At 68.7% G+C, this 21,164-nt stretch carries 16 protein-coding genes; 3 read left to right on the forward strand and 13 right to left on the reverse strand.

What is annotated here, in order from left to right; translation table 11 throughout:
- Positions 1–117: 117 nt before the first annotated feature.
- The 3 genes from aceB to ACODR1_RS11170 all read right to left on the reverse strand — a co-directional run bounded on the left by aceB (position 118) and on the right by ACODR1_RS11170 (position 3,865).
- Complete coding sequence (aceB, locus tag ACODR1_RS11160; protein WP_488880502.1) at positions 118–1,698, reverse strand: malate synthase A; 1,581 nt, start codon at positions 1,696–1,698, stop codon at positions 118–120.
- Positions 1,699–1,944: 246 nt separating this feature from the next.
- Positions 1,945–2,181 (reverse strand): hypothetical protein, encoded by a 237-nt coding sequence (locus ACODR1_RS11165; RefSeq protein ID WP_425267054.1) that lies wholly within the window; start codon positions 2,179–2,181, stop codon positions 1,945–1,947.
- Between the two features lie 61 nt (positions 2,182–2,242).
- Positions 2,243–3,865: an isocitrate lyase gene (locus ACODR1_RS11170; RefSeq protein WP_488880503.1), complete on the reverse strand. Its 1,623-nt coding sequence runs from the start codon at positions 3,863–3,865 to the stop codon at positions 2,243–2,245.
- Positions 3,866–4,015: 150 nt separating this feature from the next.
- Between ACODR1_RS11170 and ACODR1_RS11175 the strand changes: the two genes are divergently transcribed.
- Positions 4,016–5,437, forward strand: a complete 1,422-nt coding sequence (locus tag ACODR1_RS11175; protein WP_488880504.1) for a helix-turn-helix domain-containing protein — start codon at positions 4,016–4,018, stop codon at positions 5,435–5,437.
- A gap of 4 nt (positions 5,438–5,441) precedes the next feature.
- On the opposite strand, the gene ACODR1_RS11180 is transcribed toward ACODR1_RS11175, so the two are convergent.
- The 4 genes from ACODR1_RS11180 to ACODR1_RS11195 all read right to left on the reverse strand — a co-directional run bounded on the left by ACODR1_RS11180 (position 5,442) and on the right by ACODR1_RS11195 (position 11,332).
- The gene (locus ACODR1_RS11180) at positions 5,442–6,542 is read right to left on the reverse strand and encodes a pectinesterase family protein (RefSeq protein ID WP_488880505.1); all 1,101 of its coding nucleotides are present in this window, start codon (positions 6,540–6,542) and stop codon (positions 5,442–5,444) included.
- Between the two features lie 90 nt (positions 6,543–6,632).
- On the reverse strand, positions 6,633–9,692 hold the full coding sequence (locus tag ACODR1_RS11185) for a TonB-dependent receptor (RefSeq protein WP_488880506.1): 3,060 nt from the start codon (positions 9,690–9,692) through the stop codon (positions 6,633–6,635).
- 133 nt (positions 9,693–9,825) lie between these two features.
- Positions 9,826–10,776, reverse strand: a complete 951-nt coding sequence (locus tag ACODR1_RS11190; RefSeq protein ID WP_488880507.1) for a FecR family protein — start codon at positions 10,774–10,776, stop codon at positions 9,826–9,828.
- The gene (locus tag ACODR1_RS11195) at positions 10,751–11,332 is read right to left on the reverse strand and encodes an RNA polymerase sigma factor (protein ID WP_101719111.1); all 582 of its coding nucleotides are present in this window, start codon (positions 11,330–11,332) and stop codon (positions 10,751–10,753) included. Before ACODR1_RS11195 ends, ACODR1_RS11190 begins: the two co-directional genes overlap by 26 nt.
- A gap of 162 nt (positions 11,333–11,494) precedes the next feature.
- Between ACODR1_RS11195 and ACODR1_RS11200 the strand changes: the two genes are divergently transcribed.
- Positions 11,495–12,646: a lactonase family protein gene (locus tag ACODR1_RS11200; protein WP_488880508.1), complete on the forward strand. Its 1,152-nt coding sequence runs from the start codon at positions 11,495–11,497 to the stop codon at positions 12,644–12,646.
- On the opposite strand, the gene ACODR1_RS11205 is transcribed toward ACODR1_RS11200, so the two are convergent.
- Entirely contained in the window at positions 12,643–13,323 is a 681-nt protein-coding gene (locus ACODR1_RS11205) for an HTTM domain-containing protein (protein WP_488880509.1), read from the reverse strand. The genes ACODR1_RS11200 and ACODR1_RS11205 overlap by 4 nt on opposite strands.
- A complete protein-coding gene (locus ACODR1_RS11210; protein ID WP_488880510.1) occupies positions 13,320–13,745 on the reverse strand; it encodes a hypothetical protein in 426 nt (141 codons plus the stop codon). Before ACODR1_RS11210 ends, ACODR1_RS11205 begins: the two co-directional genes overlap by 4 nt.
- A gap of 141 nt (positions 13,746–13,886) precedes the next feature.
- On the opposite strand from ACODR1_RS11210, the gene pip reads away from it, so the two are divergent.
- The gene (gene pip / locus ACODR1_RS11215; protein ID WP_488880511.1) at positions 13,887–14,978 is read left to right on the forward strand and encodes a prolyl aminopeptidase; all 1,092 of its coding nucleotides are present in this window, start codon (positions 13,887–13,889) and stop codon (positions 14,976–14,978) included.
- A 110-nt stretch (positions 14,979–15,088) separates the two neighbouring features.
- Here pip and ACODR1_RS11220 read toward each other — a convergent pair whose 3' ends face one another.
- From ACODR1_RS11220 to ACODR1_RS11235, 4 genes are read right to left on the reverse strand one after another with little or no spacing between them, the layout of a single operon-like run.
- Entirely contained in the window at positions 15,089–15,313 is a 225-nt protein-coding gene (locus tag ACODR1_RS11220) for a hypothetical protein (RefSeq protein WP_488880512.1), read from the reverse strand.
- Between the two features lies 1 nt (position 15,314).
- Positions 15,315–16,907, reverse strand: coding sequence for a carboxylesterase/lipase family protein (locus ACODR1_RS11225; protein ID WP_488880513.1), 1,593 nt, complete (start codon positions 16,905–16,907; stop codon positions 15,315–15,317).
- A 9-nt stretch (positions 16,908–16,916) separates the two neighbouring features.
- Positions 16,917–19,106, reverse strand: coding sequence for a beta-glucosidase family protein (locus tag ACODR1_RS11230; protein ID WP_488880514.1), 2,190 nt, complete (start codon positions 19,104–19,106; stop codon positions 16,917–16,919).
- A 13-nt stretch (positions 19,107–19,119) separates the two neighbouring features.
- Positions 19,120–21,096 carry a glycoside hydrolase family 3 protein gene (locus ACODR1_RS11235; protein WP_488880515.1) on the reverse strand — a complete coding sequence of 659 codons (1,977 nt, stop codon included), beginning with the start codon at positions 21,094–21,096 and terminating at the stop codon, positions 19,120–19,122.
- Positions 21,097–21,164 lie beyond the last annotated feature (68 nt).

The following is a 21,164-nucleotide window of genomic DNA, read 5'->3' on the forward strand; positions in this document are numbered from 1 at the left end:
TCGAGCGTCAAACGCGCCGGGGCTCGCATGGCTCCAGCTTCTGGGGGCCTTAAGCGTCGGTAAGACGACGCAAGCAGCGGCGCTCCGGGGGGATGGAGCGCCGCCGCCGTGCCGGTGTCAGCCGATCAGCTCATAGGCCGGAAGGGTCAGGAACTCCTCCAGCGTGTCGGACAGCACCATGCGGGTGAAGAGATGCGCGGCCTCCTCCAGCCGCGGCGAGCCGAACTCGCGTCGCAGGTCGGCCATTTCCTGGGTGAACAGGCTGACGAACAGCTCCGAGGTCAGCACCCGGCCGTCGTCGAGCTCGGCGCCCAGGCGCACCCACTGCCACAGCTGCGTGCGGCAGATCTCGGCGGTCGCCGCATCCTCCATCAGGTTGTAGAGCGGCACCGCGCCGCGGCCTTCCAGCCAGGCCTGGGTGTAGCGCACGCCGACGCGGACGGCCTCGCGGGCCCCGGCCTCGGTGCAGGCGCCGTCGTGCAACTCCAGCATCTGGGCTTGCGTGATCTCCAGGCCCTCCAGCGTCTTGTCGAGCTGGTTGGGCGTGGGCATCAGGCGGTCGAAGACCTCCATGGCCACCGGCACGAGATCGGGGTGGGCGACCCAGGTGCCGTCATGGCCGGCGCCGGCCTCGCGCTCCTTGTCGGCGCGGACCTTGGCGAAGGCGGCCTGGTTGGCGGCCTCGTCGCCCTTGACCGGGATCTGGGCGGCCATGCCGCCCATGGCGAAGGCGCCGCGACGGTGGCAGGTCTGGATCAGCTTCAGCGAATAGGCGCCGAGGAAGGCCTTGCCCATGACCATGGCCGAACGGTCCGGCGTCAGGAATTCAGGGCGGCGGCCAAGGCGCTTGATGAACGAGAAGATGTAGTCCCAGCGGCCGCAGTTGAGGCCGACGATGTGGTCCTTCAGCTCGAACAGGATCTCGTCCATCTCGAAGGCGGCCGGGATGGTCTCGATCAGCACCGTGGCCTTGAACGTGCCGACCGGCAGGCCCAGCGCCTCCTGGGCGCGGACGAAGACCTCGTTCCAGAGACGCGCCTCGAGGCAGCTCTCCAGCTTGGGCAGGTAGAAGTATGGGCCCGAGCCCCGCTCCAGGGCCGCCTTGGCGTTGTGGAACACATAGAGGCCGAAGTCGAACAGAGCGCCGGCGACAGGCGCGCCGTCGACTTCGAGGTGGCTTTCCGGAAGGTGCCAGCCACGCGGGCGGACCTTCAGGACGGCCGGGTTGGCTCCCAGCGCGTAAGCCTTTCCGGACTTCGGATCGACGTGGTCCAAGACGCCGTTCCAGCGGTCCTTCAGGTTGACCTGGCCTTCGACGACATTGGCCCAGGTGGGGGCCGTGGCGTCCTCGAAGTCGGCCATGAACACCTTCGCCCCGCAGTTCAGAGCGTTGATGATCATTTTGCGGTCGACCGGCCCGGTGATCTCGACGCGACGATCGAGCAGGTCGGCCGGGATCGGGGCGACGCGCCAGTCGGCGGCGCGGACGTGCGAGGTTTCGCTGAGGAAATCAGGCAGCTCGCCGGCGTCAAAGCGGGCCTGGCGCGCCTGGCGAGCGGCCAGCAGCTCGCGGCGGCGGCCGTCGAAGCGGCGGTGCAGGTCTGCCACGAAGGCCACGGCCTCAGGCGTGAGGATCTCTACCGCACGACCCTCGATCGGGCCGAGGATCTGAACGTTGGCGGCGATGTCGAGAGGCATGGCGTGTTCCGTGGTGTTTGGACGCGGACTTGGGGAGAGGTCTATCGGATGCGGTCTGCGCACCCAAGTCGAAGCCGGAGCCCAGGGACCGCCGTACTGCGCCGGCCACCGCGAAGAAGCCTCGACGCCGCACGACGGCCCTGGGTCCCGGATGGGGCTTGCGCGCCCTCCGGGATGACGATTGCAGTGTGGCGGGCGAGAGGAGGAAGCAGGCGCCTCCCCTCGCCCGCAGGCGCCCGAGCGTCTTTAAGCGCTCTTGGGGGCTTCGTTGGCGCGGATGGTCGGGACGATCTGGTCGCCCCAGTTGCCCGAGCCGTCATGGTGGCGCGAGGTGCGCACCAGTTCCACCGAGTAGCCGGCCTCGATGGCGCGGCGGACGGCTTCGTTGAGGCGGTGCGAGGCCTCGGCGAGGCGATCCACGGCGCGATCCTGGGCCGTCGAGTCCGGCATCGCGGCCGGAGCGAATTGCGTGACGTTGGTCATGGCGTTCTCTCCTGTAGGTTTTCGCCAGTGGGGGTGAAGCGGGTGTTTTTCGGACGCCGAACTATTCGGCGGCGAACTGGTTCATGGTGTTGGCGTGGCCACCGGCCTTCAGCGCCCGCTCGCCGCCGACCATCTCCTTGAAGGTGTCGCCGAGGTCGGAGCCGACCTCGTGCTGGTGCTTCACGGCCGAGACCCCGCGACGGATCTCCTCGCGCTGCACCGAATTGACGTAGGCCTGCATCCGCTGGTCGCCGAAGTAGCCGCGCGACAGCTCGTCGACGCTCTTGGCGGTCAGGTGGAAGGTCGGCAGGGTAATCAGGTTGTGGAACACCCCGGCGCGGGCCGAGATGTCGACCTGGAAGCGGGCCAGGCGATCGTCGGCCTCGCGGCCCAGATCGGTGGCGTCGTATTCGGCCGACATCAGGACGTTGCCGTCGGGATAGGAGTCCTCGTGGATCTTGCCCTCGGCGATCCACTGGGCACGGACCTGCTTGCGCAGGTTCAGGGTCCAGTTGAACGACGGCGAGTTGTTGTAGGTCAGCTTGGCGTTCGGCACGGCCTTGCGGACCTCGGCCACCATCGAGGCGATCTCGTCGACATTGGGCGTGTCGGTCTCGATCCAGAGGAGGTCGGCGCCGCCTTGCGTCAGGTTGGCGATGCAGTCCTCGATGACGCGGGCGCGGCCGGTGCCGTCCTGGAAGGCGAACAGGCCATTGGCCATGCGCACCGGCTTGAAGAAGGCGCCGTCCTTCATGATCGCCATCTCGCCGTCGCGCAGCGGGTTCTCGGGCGTGATGGCCTCGGTCTTCAGCCACTTGATGTATTCGGCGGCCAGATCGCCCGCGCCCTGGCTGACCGGCACCTTCTGGGTCAGGCCCGCGCCCAGGCTGTCGGTGCGGGCGACGATGACGCCCTCGTCGACGCCCAGTTCCTCGAAGGCCAGGCGGCAGGCGCGCAGCTTCTCGATGAAGTCCTCGCGCGGCACGGTGACCTTGCCGTCCTGGTGGCCGCACTGCTTGGCGTCGCTGACCTGGTTCTCGATCTGCAGGCAGCAGGCGCCGGCCTTGATCATCTCCTTGGCCAGCAGGTAGGTCGCGTGCTCGTTGCCGAAGCCGGCGTCGATGTCGGCGATGATCGGAACGACGTGGGTCTCGAAGGTGTCGATGGCCTTGATCGCGGCCTGCTCGGCGACCTGATCGCCGGCGTCGCGGGCGGTCCTCAGGGCCTTGAAGAGGTCGTTGATCGCCACTTCGTCGGCCTGGCGCAGCGAGACGTAGATCTCCTCGATCAGGTCGACGACCGAGGTCTTCTCGTGCATCGACTGGTCCGGCAGGTGGCCGAAGCGGTTGCGAAGACCCGCGACCATCCAGCCCGACAGGTAAACGTAGGCGCCCTTGGTCGTGCCGCGCAGGCGCTTGACCGACTTGATCATCTGCTGGGCGTGGAAGCCCGACCAGCAGCCCAGCGACTGGGTGAACTTGCTGGCGTCGGCGTCATAGGCGGCCATGTCGGCGCGCATGACGACGGCCATCTCGCGAGCGATGTCCAGGTGAGTATTGAAGGTGTTCTGCAGCTTCAGCTGGATGATGTCGTCGATGGCGACGCCGCCGGGCGTCACGCCTTGCGGATAGCGGGCGATAAGGTCCTGGCGGTGCTCGGCGTAGGTCTTGCGCATGGTCGTCATTCTTCCCCATCGGGGCCCGCTTGTTGGGAGGCGGGCTGTAAGCTGTGACAGGGAGCTAACGCCGATGCGGCAAGGCGGTCGAACCTATTGAAGACGATTTGTCACAAATCGACTTTGTGTATTTTGTAAATTCGTGACAACGTGACAGCCATGGTCACGACCGACAAAAAGCTGTTCCTGGGCGGCCGCCTCAAGCGCCTCCGCCGCGACCTGGGCGTCACCCAGAGCCGCATGGCCGACGAGTTGGGCGTGTCGCCCAGCTACCTGAACCTGCTGGAACGCAACCAGCGACCGGTGACGGCCCAGATGCTGCTGCGGCTGGCCGAGGCCTACGACCTGGATCTGCGCACCCTGTCGGCCGACGACCCCGGCGGCGGCGCAGGCCTGGAAGAGGTGCTGGCCGACAAGATGTTCGCCGACCTGGGCGTCGGACGCCACGAGGCCGCCGAGGTGGCCGAACTGTCGCCGGGCCTGGCCGAGGCCATGGCCCGCCTTTACCGCGCCTATCTCGATCGCGGCAGGATGATCGACCTGGGCGCCTTCGAGCGTCCCGACGGCACGCCTGCGGCCTCATCCTCGCCGACCGACTGGGTGCGCGACCTGGTCGGCTCGCAGCGCAACCACTTCGCCGAGCTGGAGACGGCCGCCGAGGCCATCGTCGCCCAATTGGACGCCGACCTGCAGGACCTGGGACCGGCCGTGCGGGAGCGCCTGGTCGCCCGCCACGGCATCCAGACCCGGGTCATGCCGGCCGAGGTCATGGCCGGTTCGCTGCGCCGCTACGACCACCACCGCAAGCGCTTGATGGTGTCGGAGACCCTGGCCCCGGCCAGCCGCATCTTCGCCATGTGCTACCAGTTGGGCCTGATGGAGGCGCCCGAGGCCCTGTCGCGCCTGGCTGACCGTTTCACAGCGCCGGACCGCGCCACGCGCCAGCTCTTGAAGGTATTCCTCGACAACTACCTCGCCGCGGCGATCATGATGCCCTACGAGCCGTTCCACGCGGCCATGGAGGCCAGCGGTTACGACATCGAGCGGGTGCGACCGCGCTTCGGCGTCAGCTACGAACAGGCCGCCCAGCGGCTGACGACGCTGAGCCGCCCCGGCGCCCGCGGCATTCCGTTCTTCATGATGCGGCTGGACGCAGCGGGGAACATCTCCAAGCGCTTCGCCGCCGGCCCCTTCCCGTTCTCGCGCTTCGGCGGGGCCTGCCCGCGCTGGAACGTCCACGACAGCTTCAAGACCCCCGGCCGCATCGTCACCCAGGTGATCGAGACGCCCGACGGCGAACGCTATTTCACCCTGTCGCGCACAGTGCGGCGGACCTCGGGCCTGCAGGCGGGGCTGGAGGACGAGCTGGTCATCGGCCTGGGCTGCGAGCTGAAGTTCGCCGGCAAGCTGGCGGCCTCCCGGGGGCTCGACATCGCCTCGCCGCTGGCTGTGGAGATCGGGCCCTCGTGCCGGATCTGCGAACGGCCGGCCTGTCCGCAGCGCGCCGCCGCCCCGATCAACCGCACCCTGCTGGTGGAAGAGGCCAGCAAGTCGGTGACCCCCTTCCCGTTCGCGCGCTGAGGCTTCAGACGCGCCAACCGGCCAGCACGGCGTCGACGCTCATCGCCCTGGCCTCGGCGGCGCTCAAGGCTCGACCGCGCCGGAACGCGGCCGCGCCGGGGCCCTTGGAGCCGTACTGCGAGAAACGAGCGTCCTCCGGCTGCAGCATGGTGCGCGGATTGCCGTCCTTGCCGGTGTACCACATCTGCGTCCAGCCCTCCGGGGCCACGTGGTCGTCCATCCAGCAGTCGATGAAGGCGCTCGCTCCGACGAACCTCGGATCGCCGTAGCGCCCGTCCGGAAACTGGCTCGACGGCCGCCAGGGTCTACCCAGATAGACCGAGTGCTTGGCCGTGCCCCGGGCCCTGGTCAGACGGCAGTTCTTGAACACGAAGCCGAACGGCTGGTCGATCGGCGTGCTGGGCGCGACGACATAGCCGTCGACCGGATCGACCGGCCGCGGCAGCGAACGGATCTCGCAGCCCCGGAAGAACGCCCTGCCCGCCCCAAAGATGAAGTCGTAACTGCCGGCGATCAGGCAGCGCTCGAACAGACTGCGGCCGGCGTCCGGGAACAGGGTGTCCTGGTAGCTGAGGACGTCGACCTTGATGAACCGCGCCCGGTCGCTGCCCTTGTCGAGCATCAGGGCCACGGCCTGCGGACCGCCGCCGTCGTGCGAGTGCAGGCCGCCCGGCTTGGTCATCTCGGCCAGGCCGTCGAAGGCGTTGCGGATCGTTAGATTACGGGCCGAGAAATCCGGCGCGCGGACGAACAGGGTCGGCGTGCGGAACGTGCCCCAGCGCTTGCCGTCTGGCGCGGTCAGGCCCGAGGCGGCCAGGTGGGTGATGATCGAGCCCGTGCGGCTCTCGCCGATCAGGTGCACGAACGGCTTGTCGATGACCACCTGCTCGTCGAACGCGCCCTTGGCCACCAGGATGCGGAAGGGCCGCGCCCCACTGGCCGGCGCGGCGGCTACGGCCGCCGAAAGCTTGTCGTAGGTCGGAGCCGAAAACCGACGTGGATCGTCGGGGCGTTTGAGCACGGCGTCATAGCGCGGCGCGGCCGAGGCGACGCCAGGAAGCAGCAGGAGCCCGACCGCCACGGCCCGTCGCGAAACCATCGTCATCGAAGCCTCGAAAAGAAAAGAACGGGCGCCGGCCGGGAGGGACGGCCGACGCCCAACATTCCCCTGGGAGGAGGAAGGTTTGCTGCGGCCCTAGAAGGAGTACCTCAGGCCGAAGTTGTATTGCCGGCCGGTGTGCGAATAGACGTAGATGCTGTCGCGCACGCTGTCGGTGTATTGCTCGTTGAAGGCGTCGGTCAGGTTCAAGCCCTCGAAGGTGACCTTCAGGCGCTTGTTGATCTGGTACGAGGCCGAGGCGTCAACGGTGAAGGTGTCACGCACCCCGTCGATGTCGTTGGTCGACGTGCCGCTGGGCACGGCGGTCAGGTACTTGTCGCGATAGGCGCCGGAGACGCGGGCGCTGAACTTGCTGTCCTCGTAGTAGAGGGTGGCGTTGAAGGCGTTCTTCGACAGGCCCACCAGGTCGTTCTGCACGAAGCCGGTGGCCGAGCGCGACGAGATGTAGTCGATCTTGGAGTCGACGATCGTGACGTTGAAGATCGCGCCCGTGTGGCGCAGCGGGCCGGGCAGGAAGCTGAACGGCTGCTGGTAGCTGATCTCGATGCCCTTCAGCGGGCCGCCCTCGGTGTTGACCGGCTTGCTGAACAGGAAGGTGTCGTTGGCCGACACGCCGGCCAGGCCGTCTAGCAGGCTGGTGGGCAGGCCCGAGGCGGCGAAGGTCTGCGAGATCCGCTGCGTCTGGATGTAGCTGTCGATGTCCTTGTAGAACAGGCCGACCGACAGCAGGGCGTCCTTGGCGAAGTACCACTCGGCCGACAGGTCGTAGGTCGTGGCCCGGATCGGGTCGAGATACGGGTTGCCCGAGCTGACGCTGAACACGCCCACGACGCTGAGGCTGCCGCCCGGCGTCAGGCTGCCCAGGTTGGGACGGGTCATGACCTTGGCCGCGCCGAAGCGCAGCAGGAAGTCGGGCGTGACCTCGGCGGTCAGGTTCAGGGCCGGCAGCACGTCCTCGTAGTCGCGGTCGACCGTGGCCTGCTGGGCCGCGCCCGACACCAGCTGGTAGCCCGTCGAGCTCTGCTCGGTCTTGACGTAGCGCACGCCGACGTCGCCGCGGATCGGCCAGGCGAAGCGGTCGGAGTTGAAGTCCAGCTGCACGTAGGCGGCGGTGTCCTTCTCCTCGACGCTGCGGATGTTGCCGCGCGCGGCCGAGTTGCTGGCGCCCGACAGTTCGAACAGGCCCGTGCCGCTGTAGATGTCGAACAGCTTGGCGAAGGCGTCGAGGTTCGGCGCGGCCCAGCTGGTCGGATAGCCCGAACCGCCGAGGTTCTTGCCGAAACCGCTGACCAGGTTGGTCAGGCCGGCCAGGGTAACGCCGGCCGGCAGGGTCGGCACAATGGACTCGTTGACCCGCGCCAAGGCCCAGGAGTCGAACTCGTACTTCTTCAGGTTCACCCCGGCCTTCAGGCGGAAGGTGTCGTTCAGTTCGTAGTCGCCGTCGAGCTGGGCGGTCTGAATGGTGTTGGTCACGCCCTGCGGCCGCAGCCGGATTTCCGACCGCGCCGCACCGAAGTTGTAGGCCAGCGGGTCGTTGACATCGAAGCCGAAGTTCATCGCCGGCAGCTTGGCGTCGCCCCGATAGTCGTACGAGAAGCCGTCGGCGTTCTCGCGGTTGAGGATGACGGTCGTCTGGATCGGATTATCGAAGTCAGACTTCGAGAAGCCGACCAGGCTCGTCACCTTGAATCGGTCCGAGAAGCGGTGTTCGACCGTAAAGGTGCCTTGGGTGTATTTGGTGTCGAGCTTGTCGAAGCGGGTCTCGCTCTCGACGTCGACGTCGTCGAACAGGCCATAGACCATGTCGCCCTTGGCGTTGACCACGCCGTCGCGGACGATGATCTCCGGGCGGCCGCCCTGGGCGGCGTTACGGGCGAAGGACAGGGCTTCCAGCCAGTTCTCGGTACGGGTGGCCTTGAAGTCCGAATAGAGGAAGTCGGCCGTGACCAGGGTCTTCTCGTCGGGCCGGAACTGCAGCGAGGTGGTGACGCCGAGACGCTTCTGGTCGTGCGTCAGGCGGCCATAGCGTGGGAAGCGCGGGGTGAAGACGCTGGCGGAGCTGGCCTGGGTGAAGGTCGAGGCCGGGCTGAAGCCGCCGACCTCCGTACCGTTCAGCCAGCCGCCGGAGCCGTGCCCTTCTTCCAGCAGGTTGCGCTCGGTGTAGGCCACCGACAAGAGGGCGCCCAGCTTGCCGTCGGCCCAGGTGTTGGAAGCCAGCAAGGCAAAGCGCGGATCCCAGCTTTCCGACAGGTCATTGTAGCCCTGCTGGGCCGAGACCACGAGGGTCGCGCCCTTGTAGTCGAACGGTCGGCCGGTCTGCAGGTCGACCGTGGCGCCCAGCGAGCCCTCCTCGGTCGAGGCCGAGGCGGTCTTGCGCACGGTGATGCTGTTGAAGAGCTCCGAGGCGAAGACGTTGAAGTCGAACGAGCGGTTGCGGTTGGCGCCGCCCGAGCTGTCGGTGCCGCTGGCCGTGCTCTGGCCCTCGACGCCGTTGATGCGGACGCGGGTGAACTGCGGCCCCAGGCCCCGGACAGTGATCTGGCGGCCCTCGCCGGCGTCGCGGGCGATCGACACGCCCGGCACGCGCTGGATGGACTCGGCGAGGTTGGCGTCCGGGAAATCGGCGATGTCCTCGGCCTTGATGACGTCGACGACGCCGCTGGTGCGCTTCTTGATGTTCAGCGCGCTGCCCAGGCTGGCGCGGAAGCCGGTGACGACCACCTCCTCGACGGCGGCCGGTTCCTCGATGGTGTCGCCGACCGGATCCGACTGCTGCGGGATGGCGACCGGCGCGGTCGAGGCCAGTTGCACCGAACCCTTCTGGCCCAACACGGCGGTGCGGCCGTCGTTGGAGACGACGGTCAGGTTGGCGCCGTCGAGCAGGCGCGAAAGCCCTTCGGAGACGGTGTAGGTCCCGCGCACGGCGTTGACCCGCTTGCCCTGCACGGCCGCCTGCGGGGCCAGGATCTGCAGGTCGGCCTGCTTGCCGAATTGGGGAATGCCGGTGGCCGCGGCCTGGGCCGGCACGTCGAACTTGCGCGTCTGGGCCTGGGCCTGGCTGCTGGCCAGCACCGCGGCGGCGCCCGCCGCCAGCATCAGGGCCGATTTTCCGTAGACGTCTCGCGGATAACCCATTCCGCGCCCTCCCTATTGTTTGTTTCGCACGGCGCTTCTGGGAGCGCCTGTCTTGAGCGATGGGCGGGAAACCGGTTTCCGTCAGAGCTCGGCGAAAATTTTCGAGCGCCATCCTCCGTGGACGGCAAAATCCCTATTCCGCCAGGGGCGCGACCGACTGCACGAGGATCGCGTCGCCGCGCACCGTCACACGCGCGCCGAAGCTGGCGGCGGCGGCGCGGGCGAAGCTCTCGGGCTCGTTGGTGCGGAACCAGCCGACCAGCTTCTGGTCGGCCAGGGCAGGATCGGCGATGACGATCTTGCGGGCGTTGTAGCGGTTGAACTCCTCAGCGGCGGCGCCGAAGGCCTCGCCGTCGAGCACGATCTGGCCCTCGCGCCAGGCCAGCTCGCGGGTGATCTCCAGCGACGCCGGCACGGGCCGGGCCGCGCCGGCGCTGTCGGAGGCGAAAACCCGTTCGCCGGCGGTCACGCGACGCGGGGCCTCGCCCGCCCCTTCCGACCAGACCTCGACCACGCCCTCGGTGACCAGTACCTCGCAGCCGCCGTCGCGGCGACGCACCGAAAAGGCGGTGCCGACCGCCCTCACCCGCACCGGGCCGCTCTCGACCACGAACGGCCGCTCGGCGTCCTTGGCGACCTGGAACCAGGCCTCGCCCCGATCGAGGCGCACCTCGCGTTTGCGCGGCTTCATCGCCACTTCCAGCGCGGTGTCGGTGTTGATCGCGGCCAAAGAACCGTCGGCCAGCGGCACGCGGCGGATCTCGCCCACGGCGGTGCCATAGCGGGCGGCCAGCAGGCGCGGCGCCACGATCACGGCGACGCAGGCTGCCGCCGCCATACCAAGACCCGCGAGCAAGCTCCGGCGATCGACCCCGCGACGCTGCGGCGCCTCTTCGACGTCCAGCGCGCGACCACGATCCAGCAGGCCCCAGGCGGCCTGGGCGCGCACGAAGGCGCCCTGGCGGCGCGTGTCGCCGGCCAGCCAGGCCTCCAGCTCGGCCGGGTCCAGATCCCCGCGATCGGCGCGCACCACCCATCGGGCGGCGGCCGCCTCGATGTCAGCGGCGCTTTCGCGTTCGGTCATGCGTACTCGGCCTCCTCGCGGCCGCGGTTTCTTCGGTTTCACCCTCGGCGAGGGCGGCGAGGATGGCGCGCAGCCCCCTCACGGATTCGTTCTCGACCACGTTCTCGGTCACGCCCATGCGGCGGGCGATCTCGCGTTGAGGCAGGCCCTCGATCTTGCGCATCTCGAAGATCCGACGGCAGCGGTCGGGCAAGGCGGCGATCAGCCGCCGCACCCGCTCCAGTTCGCGCCGCCCACCGGCGATGCGCTCGGGCGAAGGCTCGTCCAGTTCGATGTTCAGCGCGTCGATTTCCGTCACCGTGTCGATGCGCACCACCCGCGCCCGCCGCAACTGCTCCAGCGCGACGCTGCGGGCGGCCTGGAACAGATAGGCCCGCGGCTCGCCGATGTGGTCCACGTGGGAGAGCCCCGCCAGGCGGCAATAGGTCTCCTGCACGATGTCGTCGACGTCGCCGGCCGTGGCGAAGGCTCGCCGCAGCCAGGCGCGCAGGTCGGCTTCGTGGGGCAGGATCTCCCGCCCTATCCAAGCCACGACGCGCGCACGCCCCTCCGACACCGTTTCCGTCCCACCACTCATTGTTCGAGTTGTTCTGGAGGGAGCGATGCACGGGCACGAAACTTCCGTCAAACCCGATGCGATTTTCTTCGGGGAAGAAACCCGAGTGGTCTTATCGACGCCTCCTGCAAAGCCTGACAAGCGTGGATGGAGGAGACGCCGATGACCGATTCCACACACGGCTTGCCCACCCGCCGCGCGGTCGCCGCCGGCGCACTGGGCCTGATGGCCGCCCAGGCGGCGCAGGCGGCCACGCGGGAAGAACGACTGGTCTATGTCGGAACCCAGGCCGACAAGGACGGCCAGGGCGTCTTCGCCGCCCGGCTGAACACCAGGACTGGCGACCTGTCTGCGATCGGCGTCGTCGCGCCCCTTCAACGACCGACCTGGCTCGTCGCCCATCCCGACCGCCCGCTTGTCTATGCGCTCAGCGAAACCGGCTACGGCCCGGGCGAGCAGGGCCAGGTCCACGCCCTGAAGGCCGATCCTGCGACGGGCGCCCTAAGCGCGATTTCAACGGTCGCCTCGGGCGGCGGCGGCCCGGCGCACATGTCGCTGGACGACAAGGCCGGCGGCCTCCTGGTCGCGCACTATGGCACGGGCCACGTCGCCGCCCTGCCCGTCCGCAGCGACGGCGGACTGGAAGCGCCGGCCTCGGTTCAAGCCAACACTGGCTCGGGACCCTCGCCGCAGCAGCAGGGACCGCACGCCCACGCGGTGATGGTCGACCCGACGGGACGGCAAGCGCTGGTCGCCGACCTCGGCGCGGACCGGGTCTTCGTCCATCCGTACGACGAGGCGACACGGACGCTGGGTCCGGCGGGCGAGGCCTCCGCCGTGCTGCCGCCGGGAACGGGCCCTCGCCACATGGCGCTGCATACCAGCGGCCGCTACCTCTACCTGCTCAGCGAAATCGTGCCGGAGATGCGCGCCTACCGCCTGCGGGGCGGCCGGCTGGAGCTGTTGCAGACCCTGCGCGCGGGCGGCGAGCCGCCGATCAACGGCGCGGAGGTGGCGGTCAGCCACGACGGCCGCTTCGTCTACGCCTCGATCCGCGTCGAGCACGTCATCGTCGTCTACCAGGTCGACGAGGTCAGGGGCGATCTGCGAGAGATCCAGCGCATCCCCACCGGCGGCAAAACGCCGTGGAGCTTCGCCCTCGATCCGACCGGCCGCTGGCTGCTGGCGGCCAACCAGGGATCGGGAACGGTGACAGTGCTTGGACGCAACAACGCGTCGGGCCGCCTGCACGCCAACGGCCAGACGATCACCGTCGATCGGCCCACCTGCGTGGTCTTCCCCGCCTGGGGCTAGAAGAGGCGCAGTTGCAGCCAGAGAATGGCCGGATAGGCCGCCAGCCAGGTCCAGAAGAAGCGATTGAGGCCGAACAGGCGGGCGTTGGCCAGGTGGAAGGTCGCCGCGACGACGAGCCCGACCATCAGCGACGGCTGCGAGATCAGGGTCAGCGGAAAGGCCAGCTCGAACAGCATCACCGCCCAGGACATCACGAGCAGCAGACGCGGCCGGTCGGCCCAGCCGCGCAGGTCCTCGGCGACGGGATAGGCCGAGAAAGCGAACACCTGGCGCAGGGCCACGCCCTTGCGCCAATCGGGGTTCACGATCTTCACCCAGCCGGAGATGAAGTAGGACAGCATCAGCTGCACGCCAAGATAGCCGAAGGCCAGCTCGCGCCACTGATCGACGGGCAGCACGCGCGCCAGGGTCACGCACCACAGGGCCAGCAGGCCCAGCCGGTCGCTGCCGCCGTTGTAGGGTCCCTGGAAACGCTGGAGGATCAGCAGCGACAGGCCCGCCAGGCCGACCAGCGGCCAGGGCGAGGCGAGACCCGCGACGACAAGACCGCAAAGCAGGATGCGCGCGCCGAACAGCAGCCGCTCGCGCCGAAAGGCCCGCAGGTGCTCCAGGCTCTGCTGAATCAGCGCCAGGACCAGAAGCACCTCGGTCAGGCGAAGGGCATGGTCGAAGCTCATCGGACGTCGATGTCCGCCAATAGCCGCGGCGCGGCCTGGTAGAGCACCTCGCGCTCGCCCGTCGGATCAATGAACAGCAGCCTGAACGACAGCCAGGGCGCGGCGTCGGGCTGGACCGCCAGATCAGCCGCGATCCGGCGGAAGACCTCGTCCTCGACGTGAGCCGTCGGCTCCTCGACCAGGCGCTCGGCGCAACTGACCAGATAGAGGCTCTCGTTCCAGCGCGGGTTCCAGAACAGCCGGCCCAGCATGGCGGCGGGCGACAGGCGCTGGGGGCGCGGACGAAATTCGGTCCAGGCGTCCAGGGCTGCATCGCGGGCGCCGGCCAGGGCGTACTCGACACGCGGCGAGGCGGCGATGACGTCGAAGAAGTTCCAGGACGGGACCAGCGCCGGCAGCAGCAGCGAGAAGGGATTGGCCATGGTCCCTCCTTCGGGCTGGGGCGAAGCGGTGGGGTACGCGGACGCTCCGATCCTGTCGAGAGCCGCCGATTTTGACTTGCGGTCGCTGGTGACGAGCGCATCTAAACGGCACGGGCGAACAGCCTCACGAAAGGTCGAGTTATGAATTTCTCGCGGTTGCGGATCACCAGCAAGGTCACTGGTGAATGGAAGTACGATCAGCCCGTCGCCAACAAGAGCGGCCTGCTGCAGGTCGACACCGCGCCCGACCACAAGCTCTACTGGGAAGAATACGGCAATCCCGACGGCGAGCCGGTGATGTTCCTGCACGGCGGCCCCGGCGGCGCCTGCGCCCCGCCGATGGCCCGCTTCTTCGATCCCAAGCGCTATCGCGTGATCCTGTTCGACCAGCGCGGCTGCGGAAAGAGCGAGCCCACCGTTGCCTCGGCCGGCCCGCAGGTGGCCCTGACCAACAACACCACCGACCACCTGGTCGACGACATCAACAAGCTGCGCGACGCGCTGGGCGTCACCGGCCGCATGCACGTGTTCGGCGGCAGCTGGGGCAGCACGCTCGCCCTCACCTACGCCATCCGCCACGCCGACAAGGTGGCCTCGCTGATCCTGCGCGGCATCTTCCTGGGCGCGACCGAAGACCTGCTCTACATGTACCAGGGCAATGCGGCGGCCTTCACCAACACGCCCTATGCCCTGACCGAGCCGGGCGCCTACATCGCCTATCCCGACGAGTGGAAGGCCTTCGTCGAGGTGATCCCGGTCGAAGAGCGCGGCAACATCATGGGCGCCTACAAGACGATCTTCGACATGACGCCGACCAGCCAGGCCGAGCGTCAGCGCCAGCTCGAGGCGGCCGTGGCCTGGTCGGTCTGGGAAGGCACGATCTCGAACATGATCCCCGACAACGCCGACGCGGGTAAGTTCGGCGAGGCCGACTTTGCTTTGTGCTTCGCCCAGATCGAGGCCCACTTCTTCGCCAACGGCCTGTTCCTCGAGCCGGACTACATCGTGAAGAACGTGGACAAGCTTCAGGACCTGGACATCCACATCGTCCATGGCCGTTTCGACCAGGTCTGCCCGCTGTCGCAGGCCTCGCGGCTGGTCGCGGCCCTGGACGAGATCGGCGCCCCGCCGGCCAGCTACGTGAAGACGGATGCGGGCCACAGCGCCATGGAGGGCCAGACCGTGCTGGCGCTCACGGCGATCATGGACGGGTTGCCGAAGATCAGCGGCTGACGGCAGAAACGAAAACCTCGCCCTTCGACAGGCTCAGGGTGAGGTTTTCTAGGTAGCCGCCGCATCAATGGCCCTCATCCTGAGCTTGTCGAAGGACGAGGGCCAAACACCTACGCCGCCCGCCTTGCCATCTCCCCGCACATCCGCCGATAGCGCTCCAGCAGCCGCTCCAGGGTCGCCTGCTTGACCGGACGACCGTCGCGCAGCTTGACCCAGGTGGTCTCGCTGATGCCGAAGGTCTCCTGCAGGCAGGCCTTGGTGGCGGCCGGCAGGGCCCGGCGCAGGGCCTGGAAGGTGTCGCGGTCGATCACCGCGTCGGCAAGGCGGGCGGCCATGTCACTTCCTCGCCATCTGGCCCGCCGACTGCGGCGTGGTGGCCTTGACCAGATCCAGCCTCGCCTTCAGCGGATCCGGCCCCGCCTTCACCCCGTCGTTGGTGAAGTCGATGATCGCATCGCCGGCCGCGTCGTACTTCGGCCAGACCGGCAGTCCCGCAGCCTCAGGCGCGCCCTTGGCCGCGAAGGCGATCCAGTAGGCGTGGGCGGCCTTGGCGGCGGCCTGGTCGGCTGGGGTCAGGGCCGCGCCGTAGCGGGCGTCGACCGTATCGAACACGAACGGGATCTCGGTGGCGTGCGGGGCGCTCCACCACTCCTTGCGCTGGCTCTCGGCCACGTAGGAGAAGCGGAACGACCACACCGGCGCGCCCTGCGCCGACAGGGTGCGCGCCACCTCACGAGCCGGCTCGATGAACATCCGGTCGCCGGCGGCCTTCCAGCCATAGACCTTGATGTCGCCGTCGCCGGTCGGGTCGTAGAGCTTCTCGGCCTCGGCCCGTTGCTCGCCGAACGGAGCGAAGACCTGGTCGCGCGTGCCGCCGAAGAAGAAGCCGTCAGCGCCGGTGGCCCCGACCATCACCGGCATCTTGGTCCATTCGCCTGCGGCGAAGGCGTCGAGCACCGGCTTGGTGACGATCCTGCCGTCGACCATCGGCCCGCCGTTCCAGGTGGGCACGCCGGAGGTGGCCATGTTGAGGCCGTCGACCACCGCGTCGGCCGGTAGCGCGCGCAGGGCGGCCAAGGCTTCGGCCCCCTCCCCGGTCACGCCGGCCTTGGCGGCGAAGGCGACGCCGACGCTCTCGGCCGAGCGCTCGCCCGGCGCGGCCTTGATCGGCAGCGACGGCAAGAGGCGCGGCCGGCCGCCGCCCGACTGGATGATGGCCTTGTGGAACAGGCCCTGCGCCAGGGGCGTGGTCAGCAGGGCGTTGACCGACATGCCGCCGGCCGACTCCCCGAAGATCGTCACGTTGCCAGGATCGCCGCCAAAGGCTTCGATATTGGCCTGCACCCATTTGAGGGCCGCGATCTGGTCCATGAACGCGTAGTTGCCGAGCAGGCCGCCGTCGGCGTTCTGCGCCGACAGCGCCGGGTGGGCGAAAAAGCCAAAGCGCCCGACGCGGTAGTTGAAGCTGACCAGCACCACGCCGTCGCGGGCGAATCTATCGCCGGCATAGACCGAGGGCGAGGAACCGCCGTTGACGAAGCCGCCGCCGTAGATCCAGACCATGACCGGCTTCTTAGCCTTGGCCTTGATCGCATCCTTCGGCGTCCAGACATTCACATAGAGGCAGTCCTCGGCCGGCTTGACGCCCAGGGGCGCGGCGTCGCCCGGGAACGGGTTCTGCGCGCAGTCGGGGCCGTATTCGGCAGCCGGACGGACGGCGGTCCAGGCCGCGGGGGCCTGGGGCGCGCGCCAGCGCAGCGGACCGACGGGAGGAGCGGCGAAGGGCACGCCCTTGAACGCCGCCACCGTCCCGCTCTCGACGCCCTCGACGGGGCCGGCGGTGGTCTTGACCACCGGGCCGGCGGCCAGGGCCGGCAGGCCGATGGCCAGCGAGAGGGCCAGGCCCGAAACCAGAGATCTCATCGCCATGCCCTTCCCTTACGGCTTCAGCGTCCGGGCCTTGACCTTGGCCCCGCCCTTGAGGGCCAGGTCCGTGGCCGAAGCGCCGACCGCCACCTGATAGTCGCCGCCCGTGACGACCCAGCGACGGCCCTTGGCGTCGAAGCTGGCCAGCAGGCGCGGATCGGCGGTCAGGGTCACGCGGCGGGTCTCGCCAGGCTTCAGCGACACCTTGTCGAAGCCGATCAGGCGCTGCAACGGCCTGCCGGCCGCGCCGGTCAGATAGACCTGCGGAGCATCCTTGCCCTCGACCTTGCCGGTGTTGGCGACGTCGAAACTGACGGTGACCGACTGGCCGCCCTCGACCTTGAGGTTCGAATAGGCGAACGAGGTGTAGGACAGGCCGTAGCCGAACGGAAACAACGGCTTGTCGCCGGTGGCGGCGAAGCGGCGGTAGCCGACGTCGGCGCCCTCGGTGTAGTTGACGTCGAACTTCGTCTTCTCCGGTACGCCGCGGCCCGGCAGGGCCTCGCGCGGGTACTGCGACAGCGAAGCCGGGAAGGTCACCGGCAGGCGCCCCGACGGATTGACCGCGCCGAACAGCACGTCGGCGATGGCCTCGCCGCCCTTGGCGCCGCCGTACCAAGCCTCGACCACCGCGCCGGCCTCGTTCAGCCACGGCATGGACACCGGTCCGCCGGTCTGCAGCACGACGATGGCGTTGGGGTTGGCGGCGACCACGGCGGCGATCAGTTCGTCCTGGCCGTTTGGCAGCGACAGGTCGAAGGCGTCCTCGCCCTCGCCCATCCACTGGTTGCCCATGACCACCACCACGTCGGCGGCTTTTGCCGCAGCGACGGCCGAGGCGACATAGCGGCCGTCGTCGAAGGTGACCTTGGCGTCCGGCGCGGCCTTGCGGATGGCGGCCAACGGCGAGGAGCCGTTGAAATACTGGCTGCGGAAGGCGCCCATCATACCCTCGCCGCCCAGCGGCACGACGCGCTTGGCGCCGCCCGGCGGCACGACCTGCGAGGAGCCGCCGCCCGACAGAACGCCGGCGTCGGCATGGCCGCCGATCACGGCGATGGTCTTGGCGCTCCTGGCCAGCGGCAGCAGGCCCTCGCGGTTCTTCAGCAGCACGATGCCTTCCGAGGCCGCCGTGCGCGAAATCTCGGCATTGGCGTCATAGTCGATGGCGCCGCCCGGGGTCACCGGCTTGTCGAACAGGCCGGCGGCGAACATCGAGCGCAGGATGCGGCGCGTGGCGTCCGACAGGCGCGCGGCCGGGATCTCGCCCTTCTCGACAGCGGCCTTCAAGGGCTCGCCGAACCAGATCTTGGCGTCCAGTTGCTCGCCCGACTGCTGGTCCAGGCCCTTGACGATGTAGTCGGTGGCATGGACCGCGCCCCAGTCCGACATCACCCAGCCCTTGTAGCCCCAGTCACCTTTCAGCACGTCGTTGAGCAGGTGGGGGTTGCCGCAGCTGTAGTCGCCATTGACGAGGTTGTAGGCGCACATCACCGAGCCCGGCTGGCTCTTTTCGATGGCGATCTGGAAGGCCAGCAGGTCGCTTTCGCGATGGGCGGCCTCATCGATCACCGAGTTGGCGAAGTGGCGGCTGGTCTCCTGGCCGTTCAGCGAGAAGTGCTTGATCGTCGAGACGATGCCCTGGGCCTGGATGCCGTTGATCTGGGCGGCGACGAGGTTGCCGGCCAGCCAGGGATCTTCGCCCAGATATTCGAAGTTGCGGCCGTTGCGCGGGTCGCGGGCCAGGTTGACGCCGCCGGCCAGCTGGACGTTGAAGCCCTTGGCGCGCGCCTCGCGGCCGACCACCGCCCCGCCGTCATAGGCCAGCTTGGTGTTGAAGGTCGCCGCCAGCGACAGGCCAGAGGCCAGGGCCGTGGCCCCGTCGCCCGGCCGCACGCCCAGCGGGTTGGTGACGCCGAGACTGGCGTCGCTCTCTTCCAGGGCCGGCACGCCCAGGCGCGGGATGCCGGGGATGTAGCCGGCCGAGCCAATGGCCCCGTCAGGCTTCTTGATGCCGAAGATCGGCATCGACATCGGGCCGTGGACCAGGCCGATGCGCTCGTCGAGCGTCATCTCCTTCTCAAGCAGGGCCGCGCGCTCGTCGGGCGAGAGCTTGGTGTTCATCCACGGCTGCTGGGCGTGGGCCGCGCCGGCGGCCAGGGAAAGCGCCGCGATGCTGGCGGCGGTCGTCATACGGATCATGGTGGCGGTCCCCCTAGTAGGTCAGGCCGTAGTGGATCGGGTAGAGCGGCTTTTCGCTGTCGTGCGGAGCGTCTTCGGCTTGCTGTTCGACGGCGGCCATCGACGAGGGCAGCTCGAACGGCAGCTTGCCGCGCGCCTTGGCCTTTCCGGTCAACGCATCAAGCAGCGCTTCGTCGCTGGAGCCGAAGTCGCCCACCAGGGCGGCGGCCTTGTCGCGGACGTTGGTCAGGATGGCCGGGCGGTCGAGATAGACGCTGACGATGGTCGGGACCTTGGCCGAGGCCGCCTTGATGGCCTCGTAGTCTGCCGCGCCGTCCTTGAACGACAGGTCGCCCTCGTGCTGACGAACGCCGAAGGTGTAGTTCGGGTGCAGGGTCTCGAACGGGGTCTCGACGCGGATGATGGCCAGGTCCGCTTGGGCCAGGTCGGTCACCGGCGTCAGGCCGTAGGCCTTGGCGACGTCGGGCGAGATGCCCTTGAGCCAGACCTTGCGGCCGGCGGCCGTCAGAGGCAGCAGGCCGTTCTTGTTCTCCAGCAGCGTCAGGGCCGCGCTCTGGGCCGCCCTGCCCTCGTCGACGAAGGCCTTGGCCCCGGCGATGGCGTCGGCCGCCTTGGGGTCGACATAGGGGTTCTCGAACAGGCCCTGCTCGAACTTGACCAGCAGAATGCGCTTCACGGACTCGTCGATGCGGCCTTCCGTGATCTTGCCGGCCTTGACGGCCTGAACCAGCTCGGCCGTGTCCTCGACGCCGCCGAACTGGTCGAGGCCTGCGTTCACGCCCTTGGCGTAACGGTCGACCTTGGCCATGTCCTCGACGCCCCAGGCGGTGGAGAAGCCCGCGAAGCTGGGCGTCACCCCGGCCGGGAAACCGTTGCGGCAGGTCTCGCCGCAGTCGTTGGTGATGGCCCAGTCCGACAGCACGATCCCCTTGAAGCCGTGCTTGCCGCGCAGCAGGTCGGTCAACAACTGCTTGGAGAAGCCGGCGGCCACCGGCTCCAGCGGCTTACCGTCCAGGGCCACGTCCTGAAGGATGGCGTAGGTCGGCATGACGCCCACAACGCCGGCCGCGAAAGCCTCGTCGAACGGCTTCACGTGCAGGTCGAATTGTCCTTTGGGGAAAACGGCATAGCGGCCGTAGCTGTTGTGGCCGTCGAAGCCCTTGGCCGAGGCGCCGTAGCCGACCCAGTGCTTGACCACGGCCGAGACGCCGCCGATCGAGAGACCCCGGTCGCCGCCCTGGAAGCCCTGGACGTAGGCCTTGGTCATCTTGCCGACGAGATCGGCGTCCTCGCCGAAGGTGCCGTTGGTGCGCGACCAGCGCGGCTCGGTCGACAGGTCGGCCATCGGCGACAGCGCCTGATGGATGCCGACGGCGCGGTACTCCTGGCGGGCGATGTCGCCGAAGCGCTTGACCAGAGCCGCATCGCCGATGGCGGCTAGGCCCGGGGCCTCGGGCCATTGCGAGAAGCCGCCGGGGGCGACGCTGGCGCCGGCCGTAAACTGGAAGTGGTGGCGCGGATCGGTGCTGATCGTCGCCGGCACGCCCAGGCGTCCCTTCTCGGCGATCGCCTGGATGGCGTTGTTCTGCTGGGCAAGGAAGCTGGGCGCGCCAGCCAGGCGGGTGATGAAGGTGGTGACGTGGCGGTCCACGACCAGGGGCGTCGCCTTGGCCATGTCGTAGCCCGAGCCGATGCCGGCCACGCCCATGGGACCGGTCGCCGGCAGGGTGCCATGCATCATCTGGCCGGCCTTTTCGTCCAGCGTCATGCGCGCGGTCAGGTCGGCGGCGCGAACCTCGGCCGACAGGCGCCAATCTTCGTAGGGCGACAGCTTTCCGTCGCGGTCGAGGTCGCGGAACTTCAGGCCGTCGACAGTGATCGTCTTGCCGTCGCGCACGCCCAGTTCGGGCTGCTTGGGCGCGGCCTGGGCGCCGCCGCCGAGCACGGTCGCGGAGGCAGCCAGGAGCAGAAGGCGTCGTGTGAGGATCATCAGCTAAACTCGCTTGGCTACACGAAAAACAAAGATGCGCCCGACGGGCAGGATCCGTCGGGCGCGAG

This window comes from Caulobacter sp. FG7, from assembly GCF_057808875.1.